A 15,573-nucleotide genomic window follows, 5' to 3' on the forward strand; every position below is an offset into this window, starting at 1 on the left:
ATACACACTCACATTAGCATAGTAAAAACGATTATGTCAACGTCATTATTCCCTAGTTGCATTCATTATCGAAACTTTATGATCATTATTCTTTTTCCCCCACATGAAAGACAGTAAGAACAATAGCATAGCTGCTGCAATAATACTCATGCCCGTCCAGTAAAGTGGCTTAATGCCAAAATTATCAATTACTAATCCACCACTATAATTGCCGACAATTGCAGCTAACCCCATACCGATTGCACTTACTAGAGTTTGCGCTGTTACTTGCATATCTTTCGGCGCTAGCTGATACACATAGTTTAATGTCCCTAGCAATAATAGACTATAAGCTGGTCCTTGCATAATTTGTCCCAGTGCCACTTGAAGAGGCGACTCCGCTAAAGCGAACAACAGTTGAGACATGAAATATAAGCTAGAGGCAAAGAAAATCATAGCCACATGACCGAATCTCCTTAATAATAATGCCCCAAACAGAAAGGCAGGAATTTCAGCAGCAGCTCTAAAAGAATTGCTCCAGCCGTACATTTCTACACTGCCACCTGTTGCTTGAAATAAATTTGGAAGAAAAGTGCTAGCTGGAGAATTAGGTAAAAAGAGCATAAAAACAAAACATAACAACAACATATATCGATTATTACTGATAAGTAATTTCGGAGAAAATTTCAGTTTTTTTCTCTCCTCTTTGATCGGTAAATTGCTACCTGCGTATCGAATAAGCAGAAAGAATGCAATCAGCGTTAGTATAGACACTATAATGTAGACAGGAAACATTGACGCAATCGTTCCACTGCCGACAACTTGTGAATATATGAGAACAGCACCAGAAAAGCCGATCGATCCCCATAGACGAATTGAACCATAGTTTTTACCTACATGCGCTAATATCCAAACATCTAGTATCGATGCAATCGCGCACTCAAAAAAACTAACTGATACAAGAATTACCCCCAAAATAATTGGTACTTCTGTAGTTAATAACATACAGTACATAATCGTAGCCATAGTAAAACAGGCGATAAGAATTGGGATTCTAGCATTAAAACGATCACTAATATATCCCCATAATGGTTGTAGAAAAATAACGATAACTGCACTTATTGAAATAATTAAGCCGATAATTGTATTACTTAAACCTTTTTGTTGGAGATATAACACTGTAAATACTGATTTTGCCGTTGCTGCACAATACATTAACTGCACAAACGAAAAGATTATATTATTACGAATCCCAGGTTTTATTGCCATATACGATGTCCTCCACGCCGTTCAATTCACACTATCTATTTTTCAAAACGAAACGATTGCAAACGTTCTAAGTACGATTCAAGTCTGCAATTAACCACATTAAGCGACAGGTAGTATGAACCCACACCTCTTTATAGGTAGGTGCGTTTTGCATTGGGAAGAAAGGCTCGTCTAAATTTTCAAACGTCTCAAAGCCTACAGGAACAGCTCCAACTAGCTGATCAGAAAAAGCGACATACAACGGATGATAATCATACCCTTCACCGTAGACACTGCTTATTGCAAATGGATTATAACCTAACAACCACTCGACTTGACGCGTTGCAATATCTTTTAATTCTTTATCCGGTAGCGCTTCATCAATAAAAGCAATCGCTTTCGCTTTGCCCATCAACGTAGCATGAAAACCACGGAACTGATAAGCAACAGGGAATCTCCGAATATAATGGGTATCATTCAATTGAATTCCTTGCAATACTTGCTCATTATACTCATCCAAGGTAGGCTGACCTACAGAATTATCACCTTCGTGATATAATCCTGTAAAATCACAATTATTCAGTTCATAAATTGCATTAGGTAAAACACGATACGGCTCAACCATATGTGCAATTGTTTTAATATAGCTAGCATAAAGTTCCATACTTCTCTTCCACAGCAATGCATCTGCATGATTCGGTGCAATTGTATACAATCTACCTAACGCTTGCATTGGCGCATGTTCTAAGCTCGAATGGAAATAAGCTAATATTCTTGATTTTGCGCGACTTTCATAGAAAAATCCAGATAAAGGAGTCTCAAAATCTACTCTTAACTCTAACTGCTGACATTCGATAATTAACAGCGCATATTTAACTGCGAATGCCAAATAATGTTCTTCCCCTGTCAAAACGTATAACTCGTAACCAGCTATAGACGCTTGAGCAAATAGATCAATCTCCCGCTTGTGAGGAAGCATGCTTTCGATTTCTTCTAAACCAAATGCAAAATCTTCTATCGCTACTCGTTGGCAAAGAGCCGAAAAGTTCGCGTCCTCGGTATATATTCCAGCAGCTTTCGCACATAAAGCTGCCGCATTCAAATTACTAATAGCATTATTTTTCGCTTCCGTGCGAATATCATCATGATCTCCATGCACATTATTAGTCCAAATTCCAATGATGCAACCAGTATTTCTATATCCATCACCAAAGCGAGTTCGTATGATCCAATCTAATCCCCATCTAGCCTCTTCCAACAAACGGACATAGAGACTTGTTTCTTTCTCCTTTATTGCAACCGCCAGCTCTAACATCGCATAGGCTGATTCTATAGTATTAGTAAGCCCTTGAGAAACATCGCCTGCATCATGCCACCCACCTGATATAGGAAGTGTTCTTCCGTCGGGATGAACACAAAGCACATCCAGATGACAAGCTGTGTGAACACCAGGAATATCAGCACCACAACGCTCAAGATTAAAGAAATTAAGCGTCTTCCAAGCAGCAGATAAATATGCATCGTTACCTATGGCAAAAGGACGAGAATTAATATCTCCTATACGTAACGTATACCATCCTGATTTTTTATAATTAGTGAAATCCATCTTTTTAAAGTCATCATTTAACTGCAATGTTTCTGCTTCATAAACTACTAGACCTTCTGTATCTAGTAATTGAAAGTTACTTGAATCGCAATGTTGGACAAGCGCTTCTTTGAGAGCCTCTTCACGGTAACCACTATGGCAATAAGCAATACTATTTTTCCGAAGGTTAAACCCTAGATAATTCTCCTCTTCCACCACTTCAAAGCTAAGATCAGAGAAGTATACTTTCAACTCCTTCGCAGTATTAGGCATGCTTCCAAGTAGCGGCACCGCTAAGGAAACCCCTTCTACACAATCACGATATATATATGGGATTTCCCAGACAACATGATGCCATTGACCCGGGGCAAGGCACGGATGATGTGTTCCTTCAAATCGCCCAGGCTTAGGCATAATATTTTTACCCTTATTATGAATAGACATTTCCAAATAAACGGCATGAAAACCAGGAGCATCAATATATACCCATACGGATAACCGATTATAAGCGCTTAAATCTTTTTTTTCAAAACTAATCATACATTGACTTATCCCGTATGCACGATTATTGTCTTTTTTTACTGACAATGTAGTTGGCGTCTGGATCAATAAGCTTCGCGCTTCATCTCTAACATAATCATAACTTATCTCCGAATGCCCTGGACCTTGATGATTAAGCGATACAGATGCAAACTCAATCATTTTTCGTTGGTTAACTTTTTTCTCTCTCCACCGCTTTTCTCCCGAAGCAGTCATATCGGGTTGCATTCCTTCACGCAAAAATCGACTCTTCTCAAGCTGTTGTTGCAACTCTGTATACATTATGATTCACTGTCCTTTCATCATTTCGGTAAATTGGCGTTCTTTGAATTAATGCCGATATAGATTACGCTTACAATTCATTCTAAAAACAAAATGTGAAACGTTACACACTCACATTAGCATAGAGAAAACGAATTAGTCAACGGGATTATTTTTACGAAGGGCAGCTAGTTTAATATTGAACATATAAACAAAAAGCTGCATCTGTTCATAATATCAATGAACAAATGCAGTCTATTGAAATGAAATGGCTAGTTATTGCCAAACAAAAAAGAACCCATACTAATCAGCATGGGTTCTACTAATTCAATTATTATAAAGCCTCAAGTAATTTCAAAATATTTCTTGGCATCATATTAGCTTGCGCGAGCATAGCAACACTTACTTGAGCTAACATTTGAGATTTTACAAGTAACATCATTTCTTCAGCCATGTCTGCATCCCTAATTCTAGATTCAGCGCTACTTAGATTTATTGACATATTAACTACGCTATTATATCGATGCTCTAACCTATTTTGATACGCACCAAGCTTCGCACGCCCGGTTGACACATCATCTACCGCTCCTTCTAAAGCACCCATTGCCGCGCCAGCACCTACAGCAGTCGATATATCGAGTCCAGCTATACCAGCAACTGCATCCAAAATATTCGGCATATCAAAAATAATATGATCATCAGCGCCTGATCCTGCCTGTATAATTAATCCCTGTCCAGGTAATGTCAGATCACCGTTAAGTAGCTTTATTCCATTGAAATTCGTTTTTCCAGCTATATGATTAATTTCTTCCTTTAATTGAGCAAATTCTAATTGAAGTTTTACTCGATCCGCGTCCGAATAAGTACCGTTAGCAGATTGATTCGCTAACACACCCATTCGTTGAATCATTGCATGAATTTCTTGCATAGCACCTTCAGCCGTTTGAATTAACGAAATACCATCTTGAATATTTCTAGAAGCTTGATTTAACCCATTAATTTGATATCGCATATTTTCAGAAATAGCTAAACCTGCAGCGTCATCAGCTGCTCTATTAATACGATATCCGGTAGAAAGTCTTTCCATAGATTTAGAAATTTGATTATTATGAGCGTATAAATTGTTGAGAATATTAAGTGCCATAACATTCGTTCTAATATACATGAAATTTCCTCCCTCTAGATATTGTATTCTTATATTTCTATTATAGTGATCTCAAATTTATTATACAATAAGGAAAATTATTATGTAACTTCCAGAAAAGCAATTCCGAAAGTATGTTGATTTCATATTATAGCGATAATAAAATACCACTCCCTCTTAGGTTTTAACCTAAGAGGGAGTGGTATTATTTAATCTACTATCTATATGGTTTAGCAATTACCGACTTGTTATATAATCAGTCATCTAATTCTACACTTTCAATATGACCTTCAGCATTGATAACCCATTCAATCTGTACTCCACTTTTCATTCCAAGATTATCTTCATCCTCAATGATAATTTCACTTGGTATAACGATAGTCTTCTCTTGACCTTGCTCCACCTGAACGATAATCTTATCTCCATTGACCGATTTGATTACTCCATCATATTCAATGTTTTCCATAACTATTTCACCGTTAGGGTCTGAAATAGTGATTAACTTTCCGCCATCTGTAAGTAATTCGACTTTCTTCAGATAGTCTTTATTTATCGTAACCTCTTTAATAACTTTTTTGACAGTAACCCCTTCAGGAATCATAGTTTTGTTCAGTTGATCATTATTTATCGGTGTTTCATTGGTGGCTGTTGGTGAGTTTGAAGGTGCTGTTGTCGTATTCATCGGTGACGGTGCTACTGAAGGAGTAATTACTTCTTTAGGATTCGCATCAGTATTTGTATTTGAGCAACCACTTACTAACATTCCTAAACTTAATGACATAAGTAATAACACGTTAAATGATGTACGTAATCTGCTTTTTCTCGTTGTCATCTTACACCTCATGTTCTTCTATTTTATCGTATTATACTTCAGTATGTACTTTTTTCCCAACTTTAATGCTTAACTTATTTCATTATATACCCATATATCCTCATTTCGAATCACCCGATGTTGCAACGTAACCTCCTACATCCCGACCCAAATCACAAGTATATACCCACTCCACAATGTCTCCATCTTGTAATGTATATCGACTAGCTCCATAATTCGGGAACCAATCATTAACTTTATACATCCATCCACTTAATTCACCACAATCGAACTCGTATATATTATTGATTCCTTGAATGTAGTTACTGTTATAGATAGGTGTCATCTCGAATTCCATATGAATCTTATTGGCTTTCATCTCTCGCAGTAAAACATCAAACACTGATTCTCCTTCATAGAAAACAACTTTTTTTGCAGCGTATATGATGCCATCTTTCGGAAGAACCTCTAGCTTATCTTCATTAAATATATTTAGATTATTAAGAATCGTTGCTGCTGAAACAGAAAGAGTTACGGTAAACTCTTTTTTCTTATCAATTTCAACATCTTGCCATTCAACTGGCTTTGGTTTTCCAGATGGAACAGGATCTGTTTCATATTTTTCTTTTTCAGTTTTCTCTGGAGATACAGTAGCTTTCGGCGTAATGACAGGAGTAGTCGTTGGTTTAACCGTTGGAGTACTAGTCGAAGAGGAAATTGCATCAACCGGTTTCGTCTGTTGCTCTGTTCCCGTTACTTCCTTTGTTTCATTCTCAACCGCATCAGTTGGATTCGGTTCTATGGAATTGCTATCCGTACTAGACTCATTCGTTACATCTTCTTTTTCATTAGAGCCGTCCGTGCTAAGTGCGTCATTGACTTCTTTATCACCTATAATCAGCTCGGAATCTCTCATATTGCTACTTCCATCTGCAATATCAACATTCGCATTTAAATCTGCAACTTCAGTAAGAGGATCAGTTATCGTTACTGTTTTTTTCTGGAAGTCTCCCCCCCAGAAAAATGCTACAGCAAGAATACTAACGATCACAATCGCTGTTAACCATTTCTTTCTATTCATCGAATAACCTCCACATTACACAATTAAGCAAAGGCACTAATATATGCCTCTGCTCACTGTGCAAATGTTTATTTTACATCTGTCATATCATAAAGTCTGTTCTTATTAGTAATGAATCTCTCATAGGAAACCAGGGCATAGAAAGCCTGATCCGTCGCCATTAGATCAACTTCTCCTGGCTTTGCACCTCCATTATCTGATCCGCCAGATTTCACGTGATAAAATCCACCGTTAGATGCGGTATAACCTAGCAGTGCGTCTACAATAGATTCACCATGTTTAATGAATCTTGTATCTTTATCAGGATTAATTCCAAGGCCAGTCAATGCTACGATTACTTGTGCAATACTTTCAGAGTTAGCCGCACCCCAACTTGTATAAGCACCATCAGATTGCAGTTCATTTGCTAACCATTTGAGACCACGATCAACTGCAGATTTCACTTTTGCATCAGTCTTATAATATGGTGTCAATCCTTGAATAGCCATCGCAGTAATATCTGTGTCTGCTGCCGTAGGATCACTTCCTAGTGCCCAACCTCCACCAGATATTTCTCTATCCAATATAAATTGAATTAACAACTCTCTTGTTGTTTGCGTTTTGACACCTTCAACTATAGGAATTTCATAATTGTTACTATCTAGAGCTATAAGAGCAAAGATGGGACCATTGATCCCTTGTTTAATTAATGTTTCATAATCAGCAAGTGGCTTTCTCAAATCATAGCCCGCTACATCCTTGATGTCTTTACCAAGCGCAGTTAGTGCTAAAATCACTCTGTCATATTCTGTGTATTTTACATTATGTAGTTTCCCAGCTTTATCTTTAAGTGTCTGTTCTACATTTCCATAATAATTATTGTAATAGGCTTGATTAATTTGCTGACCAGAACGAGCTAAACCGAACACCGTCCAATCGCCACCAACACTAGCTAAAACAGGATCAGTTACTGAACTTAGTAAAAACTTAGCTGTCTTTTGTATTTGATTATTAATTTTAGTAACTTCTAGCGATGCGATATAAGCATCAGTGTCCTGTTTATATAAATAAGATCGAACAGCTACTACCGCCGCCATTTCTCTCGTCACTGCAGCTTGAGGATTAAAGCCAGTTGCATCACCAACGATTATTCCTAATGCAACGACCGCTTCAACATCTAGCTTAGCCCAAGATGATACTTTATCGATGTCTTTAATTGAACTTGTAGAGACATCGGTTGTCAGTTTTAACGCTCTTGCTATAATTACAGCCATCTCTTCACGAGTAATGGTTGCCTGTGGATTAAATTTATTGTTATAACCGTTTATAAGACCGTTTTGATAAGCTACGTTAACAAAAGGATAGAACCAATCCTTAGTTGTAACATCACCGAAGGATATAGATGGTTCAATATCTGTGCTTAGATTAAGTAGTGCTACTAATATTTTGGTAAATTCTGCTCTAGTTATCGATGATTTTGGATTAAACTTACCGTTACTTCCTTGAATAATACTCTCATTAGTTGCTTGTTGGATGGCATCAACTGCCCAAGGTGAGATTGTATTATAATCACTGTATAATACTTTAATTGAAGGCTTAGACGTTTGATTTTGATCATTCACACTATTAGAGCTTTCACTACTGGAAATATTATTTGCCAATGTTACAGATACATTAGACATAAATATCGATAAAATTAAACTTACAATCAGCACCCCTGCTAACCATTTGTTTCTTCTCACTATCTAAACCCCTCTCTAGCTTCTCTATTAGATCCATAGTCATAACAAAAAACCTCTTACCTAAAGACAAGAGGTTTAAAATTGCGATAGCTCATCATTTGCACGCAAAAATAAACACCTTCCTATCCATCGTAGAAAAATTGGTGTGACACATTAGGCAGGTATTCTGGCTTAAGGATCATCATTTATGCTGCCTTCCCAGTTACCCAGTGGCATTAACATAAACTCCTCTTTTACAGCGGCGGGACCGCGTGGGAATTGCACCCACTTCCCTTTTAACCAATATTGAATCGATATCGAATCAACATTGGCACCTAAAGTTGGATATATAATTATTTGTTCATCATAGCTTAGTAAACACTATTTGTCATGGTAATATTGTTCTCGTATTACATACGAAAACACTTTACATTACGGATTTAATTTTGTATAGATCAACTCATTTGCCACAGCATTTTTTATATTTAAGCCCACTACCGCATAGGCAAGCATCATTTCTACCAATCTTATTAGTACCATTTACCAGTTTAAGTTCCTGCGGTTGTGTTTGTCCCTCTTGCGAGAAACTCGCTACCTCTGCAGGAGTAAAGCCAACATTAGACCATAGTCTCGTATCATTATATAATTCTATAACCAATCCAGTTATTTTTTGGATTTGCTTCATGTCTTTGAATACTACATCTCTTTTCTCAATTTCGAACACAATATCGTTTAAAGGCGCTTCGATCGAACAAGCAAACTGTACATCATCAATAATTTCCTTAGCTAACATAACATTGACATGTAACTCATCAATTAAGTGACGATAAAGCCTCGTATAGCTAGGAGTAATTTCAAAATACAAATCATCTGCGAACTTTAAGAAGTCCTCTTTACTTGGAACATATCTTGGTTTATCCTTCACTAGTTCAAGTAAAGCTTCATGTTCATCCATATTTTCCTCATCAAAAAAAGTACATATGAATCGACCATTGTACCAATCAAAGGTTTGTGATCTTTGTAAATAGAAATGAGCAATGTTCTCAAATTCATCCATTGTAATCTCTTGCCCATTTTGATTACTATATAGATCAACGAGTTCTTGAAGGCTAATGGTTCCATATAAATGGGATGCTGATAAGATATATTGAAGAACTAGCTGTTTCTGTTTTCTAACTTCCAATACTTCATTCCAATCTATCTCATCATATAGAGCTTTGATTTCAGCAGGAATTACGAAGGTAAGCTTCTCTTGGTGATAGAATGAGTACAATATACCTTGCATTTGAAGGAAGCGGTACTTTCCAGGTATGATCTCTACCGTCAATTGTTCTGGATTATGGTATACATCTTGCCAGAACTCAAGTTCTTGATCCGTCGACAACATAAGACTTTCAACTAAATACTCTTTATTTGCAAGATGTTGTGTTGAGGTAACCACTAAATCTTCTTTATTCAGTTTAGAGTAACCTACTAATCTTAATTTCTTCGCAAATTGTATTAAATCTTCTTTTTTAACTTGTGTTAACAGTTCAGCTAGCTTGTGCTTAGCTTCACTATGAATCGCATACTCTATATTCAAAGCATGATATATTGACGTTTCAGATGCTTCCTTCATGTCCAACCCTCAATCTATTTAATTAATTTCTCTACTACATATAGTACTGATACCATATTCACAATATACACTTTATATATTCGATGTGTTAAACTATTTCCCCAAAGAAGATTGTCTAATCATTAGCTCTGAATCGATAATAAAATGCATTTTGTCTAGAAACTCATTATCTGTCAAAGAATCGATAATCTTTTCTGCCATTATCGCACCCATTGTATTTTTAGGCTGCTTTACAGAGCTAAGTGGTGGCAATAAATAATGCGCAATTCTAGTATTATCTACACCAACAACAGCAAGCTCATCAGAGATAATTATTCCCTTCTCCCTGCACGCCTTGTATACCCCAAGCGCCATCTCATCATTGGCGACATATACAGCTGTAATCGGTATGTTCTTGTTAATAAGGCGTAATAACGCAGCATAACCGCCCTCTTCATCGAAGTCTCCATTATCAATCAGATCTGGTCTAAACGGTATATGATGCTCTTTAAGTGCATGCATATATCCTTCTAATCGTTCATAAGTTTCGATTGAATCTGGAAACCCTCCAATGTAAGCAATGTGCTGATGACCCTGCTCGATCAGATGATTAACAACTTGAGTCGAGAATTTCACATTATCTGTCTTACATGTTGGAATACGGTCATGTGTGACGGTTTTACCTATAACACCGATTGTATATCCTCTGTCAGCATAATCATAAAGAACTTCGTTATCACTAAGCGGCGTGACGAGAATCATTGCATCTACCGCACGATTAGCAAGTAAACTCAAATACTCCTGTTCCTTCTCAGACTTGTTATTAGAATCACAAATGATGACCTTATATTTACGAGCATAGGCCATATTTTCAATCCCTTTAATAATTTCAGCAAAGTAGGCTATGTTAATTTCAGGCACAATAACACCAAGATTCATCGTCCGCTGTGAGCGCAGATGCTTAGCGGCAGCATTAGGATGATAATCCATCTCTTTAATCGCTTCAAGTACTTTAGCCTTGGTTCGTTCTTTCACAAGAGGACTGTCATTCAGCACTCTTGATACGGTTGCTGGAGACACACCCGCACGTTTAGCAACATCTACAATTTTTTTATCCACAATAACTATCAACCTTTGTCATAAGACCATATTTTCTTTATTATATGATTAATTCCATATTAATAAAAGAGGCTACCCAGCAAGTCGATACCATCTCGACATTGGGTAGCCTCTGAGTACTACTTATCTAAGTTTAGCAAACGTAAAATCATTACAGTTGCTTCAGCTCTAGTTGCGTTGTCGTTCGGTACAAATAAATTACCGCTACGACCTTCCATAATACCTTTATCAACAGCTAGCTCTACCCAGCCTTTCGCCCAGGTTGGAATATCGCTACTATCAACGAAGGTTAGTTTTTCGCCGTCAGAAGCTTTCAAGTTCAAACTACGGGCAACCATTACTGCAATTTCTGCTCGTGTTATTTGTTGATCTCCTCTAAAGCTATCATCCTGATAACCTTGGATCAATCCCGCTGTTACCGCCTTTGCAACGTCAGTTTTTGCCCAATTCGGAATATTACTTGCATCAGCGAATTCAAGCTCTCCCTGTACTTCTAGTTGTAACGCTCTAGATAGCATTACGGCAAATTCTGTTCGTGTAATAGAAGCGTTTGGCAAGAACTTCCCACCTGGATATCCATTAATTAGGCCTTTACTTGCTGCTTCAATAATTGACTGTTCAGCCCAATGACCCTTAATATCGTCAAATGAAATAGGGTTCACAATTGCATCCGAAATAACTAGTGATGCCGTTTTATTGACTACATAGCTATTTGTAATTTGTTTGCTATCGATCACTTTCATAGCATTCCAGTTTACTAATGTTGAACCGCTTTCCTTCGCTTTAAATGTTAACGTTCCAATGAACACATCACCATTTTCGCCCGCCACATTTCCAGTCTTCGTATGAGTGATTATTATTTCATTACCTTTTTTAATTGGAGCTTCCGAAACTCTTTTTAACTGCGATGTAGCCTCTAACAACTCCAACTTAGTAGCATCATAAGTGAACTTAGCTTCATAAGCGTACATGTCATTTACTTTTGAGCCATTCATCGTTAGCGTAACCATTTCCCCTGATTTTAGCTCAAGCTTATCAGCTACTAATTTAAATTCTGGTGAACTTAATACATGATCAGAGCCTTGATTAGAATCAGGATTACTTGGCTCTACTTCTGGTGCTGGATATTGGTACAGCTCAAAATCATCAATAGCAGCCCAGTTTCCACCTTTAGCATCAGAAGTAATACCAATCTCTATTTGTCCATTTGTTACTTCGATTCCATCAATCGTAAAAGCAGTCCATGTGCCGCCACTAGCACTGCGCAAGTCTTTTGTTTTTTGATCTCCACCATAATTTTTCGCTTCTAACTGTAAGCTATTTTGACCTCCACCAGTACGTACCCATACTTTTAATTTATACAAACCATTAGGTACTTCTACTTTACGGAATGTAGATTGCTTATAATCTGCTCCAGCCCAATGTGTAAGCTTATATTTTCCTCGTGCCCCGTCATCATCGACAAAGCCAGCAAGACCCTGACCTTCTGGATGCCACTGCTGCCAATGCGTAAGATCACCTAATTCGAAGTCCATATTAGGGAGAGAAACCAGTTCAGCTGCCGCAATTGGTGTTCCTGATACTATTGCTGATTGTGCTGATTCATTAAGAACATTATTGACTGCTGATACAGAAAATGTATAGTTTTTCCAAGCTTTCAAATTAGTTACGGTATATCGCGAATCTATTGCAGAATCTACAGATGCAACCTTAGCTCCATCTACATAAATATGATATCTTAAAAATTCATTTTCTGTATTAGCTGCCCAGACAAGTTTTGCTCCATTAACAGTAGGTTCAACCGTCAGTCCAACAGGCGTTTGAGGAACCATTTTATGTGATCCCGTTGCCGTTGTTGCGACTACTGCAACTGATGCCGCAGATTGCGCAGAAGATTGATTTGCCGTTACACGGTAGGAATAAGTCATTTCTCCTCTTAATCCTTTATCTGTGTATGAGCTTACATCTCCTGATACAACACTGATCAGTTGATAGTTAACATAACTAGAATTTTCTTCGTCATCAGAATGGATCACTGAACGGTAAATATTATAGGAATCCGCACCAGTCGATGATGACCAATTCACTACGATATTGTGTCCGTCTTGTACAACTGCCCTTACATCTTGTGGGGTATCAACTACTTGATCTCCTTGAGCAGCTACTGGAGCTTTTGGCGTCTGACGGAATAATTGTACATCATCAAATGATGCCCACTCATTAGCTGCATTATCAGAAGTGATTGCTAGCTCTAGTTCACCGTTCGTAACGGATATCGCAGGAATAACAAGCTGAGTCCAGTTACCTACATAGTCTGTAGTATGTGCAGCCACACTTATATCTGCTCCACCATATTGACTTGCATTCAGACTTACATTCGTATTTCCACCCTTTTGATACCATACGGATGCTGTATATATTCCATTGGGCACTTGTATCTTACGATAAGTTGTCTGTTTATATGCTTCACTCGCATAATGTCCTAATTTATAATTACCTGTTCGTGGGTTATCTCCATCGACTTTATGAACAGCAGCTTGCCCTTCTGGTGTTCTGCTTTCCCAGCCTACAAGATTACCTTCTTCAAATCCTCCACCAATGTTTAAGTAGTTTGTATTGTCTTGAAGGGAATCTGTTGAGAATTGGAACCAATTCAAGCGAACTGAACCACTTAGTACAACGTAAAGATCATGCGTTCCTGTCACACCATCGATTTTAACTGACTTCGTTTTCCATGATTGTAGACTGCCGGTATCAGAAACATTGACTTCACCAACATATTCACCTGTGGGACTACCTAGTCGAAACTCAATTTTCCCGTCTCCTACAGCTGCTGCCCTTACTTGTAAACTAGCTGTTCCATGTACGAATTCAGCTTGATCGAACTTGACATAGCTATTACTGCCATTTGATTCTACATATTGGCCACCACCATCATCGGTAGCAATACCTGCGGTTACATTATTCATTTCATTGTATTGTTCAGCTTGCGTTCTAGCATAAGGATTCATCGCTGAAGCTCCTACCTGTGTTCCCTCCCATACAAAGGTCGCAACTGCACCCGCTGGAAGTGAATAGCTAAAGTTACGTGATCCCCATTTAACCTTTAATGATTTTTGTTGCGATGAAGAATTTAGAACGATTAAAGCTTTTGAACCGTCGACATTTTTAAAGGCAACGTTTTCAATATTACCAGAACCAAATGTATTTGACTGTATACGAACTGCACCAGGCAGTACAAAGCGACTCGCTTGACCAAATGCATAATATTCTTCATTATATTTCACCGATTGGTCTTTCTCGTTAATTGTAACGATTCCTCGGCAGTCTTTACAACCACCTACTCTAGGTCCATATTCTTCATTAAGTGCGATATTCCATTTCAAAGAAGTTTTCGCCCAATTTCTCGTAGCACCAATAATTAAGTTTTGTACATCCCATACGACATTGCTGGCGAAGTCAGGAGCAAATTCTCCTCCAGAGCTTTCTGTGAAATAAATATCCTTATCAGGAAATAAATCTTTTACTAGCGATTGACTTTCCACTTTTCCTGCGTACCCATGGAATGCTGTTCCTGTAATATATTTGTTTGCTTCAGCATCCTTTAGAATATCAATCGGATAATCTGGTTCATCCCAGTTATGATCCCACACAATAATTTTAGTATCGATGTTAGCATTTTCTAAAGCTACACCAAGATGCTTCGCTAGTTCTGCTTGATCCTCTGGCTCCATTAGCATACTAGGATAATCAGAAGACTGATGATGCGGTTCATTTTGCAAAGTTACAGCATCAATAGTAATACCTTCTGATGAATATGCTTGAATAAATTTTACAAAGTATTGAGCATATACGTCATAATACTCTGCCTTAAGCTTACCACCCATAAGTGAACCATTTTCCTTCATCCACGCTGGTGCACTCCACGGGGATGCCATTACTTTAAGTTGAGGATTAATCTCCAGTGCTTGCTTAAGAACAGGAATAATGTATGCGCTATCATGTTGAATTGAAAAATGTTCTAGATTAGGGTCTGTTTGACCTTCTGGAATATCGTTATATGTATAAATACTTCTTGCAAAATCACTCGCTCCCATCGGAAGTCTCACATAGCTGAATCCAACACCCTCGCCAGTTCTACCAAATAAATTATTCATAAGTTCGTCACGAGATGATTTTTCCATTCCGTGTATAAGCCATGCTGAGGAATCTGTGAGAGAGCCACCAAAACCATCCATAGTCTGATAAGTTACAGACTCGTTTACATTTATAGTATATTGTTCATTCTTAAGAATTTCGTCAGTAAATTCGAGTGAACCCGCTTGCTTCTCAAGAAGCTTTGACTTATCACCAGTCGTCATCCATACGTTGACTGACTCTCCTCCGGCCGCAGATACGCTAGGTGTGCTTGCACTACTAAAGCTCGTAAATAAGAAACTTACCAATAATGTATGAACTAATAATTTCTTTATTTTCATGTTGTCATTACCCCTCTCAATATTATTTAA

The 15,573-nt window shown here is 37.7% G+C and carries 9 protein-coding genes and 1 riboswitch; all 9 genes read right to left on the reverse strand.

Features of this window, described 5'->3' with window-relative positions; genetic code table 11:
• Positions 1-45: 45 nt before the first annotated feature.
• The 9 genes from NAG76_20750 to NAG76_20790 all read right to left on the reverse strand — a co-directional run bounded on the left by NAG76_20750 (position 46) and on the right by NAG76_20790 (position 15,543).
• Positions 46-1,248, reverse strand: coding sequence for an MFS transporter (locus NAG76_20750; GenBank protein ID URN94223.1), 1,203 nt, complete (start codon positions 1,246-1,248; stop codon positions 46-48).
• Positions 1,249-1,315: 67 nt separating this feature from the next.
• A complete protein-coding gene (locus NAG76_20755) occupies positions 1,316-3,634 on the reverse strand; it encodes a glycoside hydrolase family 9 protein (GenBank protein URN94224.1) in 2,319 nt (772 codons plus the stop codon).
• A gap of 313 nt (positions 3,635-3,947) precedes the next feature.
• Positions 3,948-4,778: a flagellin FliC gene (locus tag NAG76_20760; GenBank protein ID URN94225.1), complete on the reverse strand. Its 831-nt coding sequence runs from the start codon at positions 4,776-4,778 to the stop codon at positions 3,948-3,950.
• A 235-nt stretch (positions 4,779-5,013) separates the two neighbouring features.
• Entirely contained in the window at positions 5,014-5,589 is a 576-nt protein-coding gene (locus NAG76_20765; protein ID URN94226.1) for a hypothetical protein, read from the reverse strand.
• A 100-nt stretch (positions 5,590-5,689) separates the two neighbouring features.
• Complete coding sequence (locus tag NAG76_20770) at positions 5,690-6,649, reverse strand: DUF4430 domain-containing protein (GenBank protein URN94227.1); 960 nt, start codon at positions 6,647-6,649, stop codon at positions 5,690-5,692.
• A gap of 68 nt (positions 6,650-6,717) precedes the next feature.
• Positions 6,718-8,370, reverse strand: a complete 1,653-nt coding sequence (locus NAG76_20775) for an S-layer homology domain-containing protein (GenBank protein ID URN94228.1) — start codon at positions 8,368-8,370, stop codon at positions 6,718-6,720.
• Positions 8,371-8,508: 138 nt separating this feature from the next.
• A riboswitch (cobalamin riboswitch) is annotated at positions 8,509-8,703 on the reverse strand.
• Positions 8,704-8,809: 106 nt separating this feature from the next.
• Positions 8,810-9,967, reverse strand: a complete 1,158-nt coding sequence (locus NAG76_20780; protein URN94229.1) for an SEC-C metal-binding domain-containing protein — start codon at positions 9,965-9,967, stop codon at positions 8,810-8,812.
• 93 nt (positions 9,968-10,060) lie between these two features.
• Positions 10,061-11,065 (reverse strand): LacI family transcriptional regulator, encoded by a 1,005-nt coding sequence (locus NAG76_20785; GenBank protein ID URN94230.1) that lies wholly within the window; start codon positions 11,063-11,065, stop codon positions 10,061-10,063.
• 119 nt (positions 11,066-11,184) lie between these two features.
• Complete coding sequence (locus tag NAG76_20790; GenBank protein URN94231.1) at positions 11,185-15,543, reverse strand: S-layer homology domain-containing protein; 4,359 nt, start codon at positions 15,541-15,543, stop codon at positions 11,185-11,187.
• Positions 15,544-15,573: the final 30 nt, after the last annotated feature.

It is taken from the genome of Candidatus Pristimantibacillus lignocellulolyticus (assembly GCA_023639215.1).
Classification (GTDB): Bacteria; Bacillota; Bacilli; order Paenibacillales; family Paenibacillaceae; genus Pristimantibacillus; species Pristimantibacillus lignocellulolyticus.

What these genes read in the sequence shown, in the direction of transcription:
- NAG76_20750 (URN94223.1), bottom strand. Translation starts at nt 1,248, where the DNA reads ATGGCAATAAAACCTGGGATTCGTAATAATATAATCTTTTCGTTTGTG.
- NAG76_20755 (URN94224.1), bottom strand. Translation starts at nt 3,634, where the DNA reads ATGTATACAGAGTTGCAACAACAGCTTGAGAAGAGTCGATTTTTGCGT.
- NAG76_20760 (URN94225.1), bottom strand. Translation starts at nt 4,778, where the DNA reads ATGTATATTAGAACGAATGTTATGGCACTTAATATTCTCAACAATTTA.
- NAG76_20765 (URN94226.1), bottom strand. Translation starts at nt 5,589, where the DNA reads ATGACAACGAGAAAAAGCAGATTACGTACATCATTTAACGTGTTATTA.
- NAG76_20770 (URN94227.1), bottom strand. Translation starts at nt 6,649, where the DNA reads ATGAATAGAAAGAAATGGTTAACAGCGATTGTGATCGTTAGTATTCTT.
- NAG76_20780 (URN94229.1), bottom strand. Translation starts at nt 9,967, where the DNA reads ATGAAGGAAGCATCTGAAACGTCAATATATCATGCTTTGAATATAGAG.
- NAG76_20790 (URN94231.1), bottom strand. Translation starts at nt 15,543, where the DNA reads ATGAAAATAAAGAAATTATTAGTTCATACATTATTGGTAAGTTTCTTA.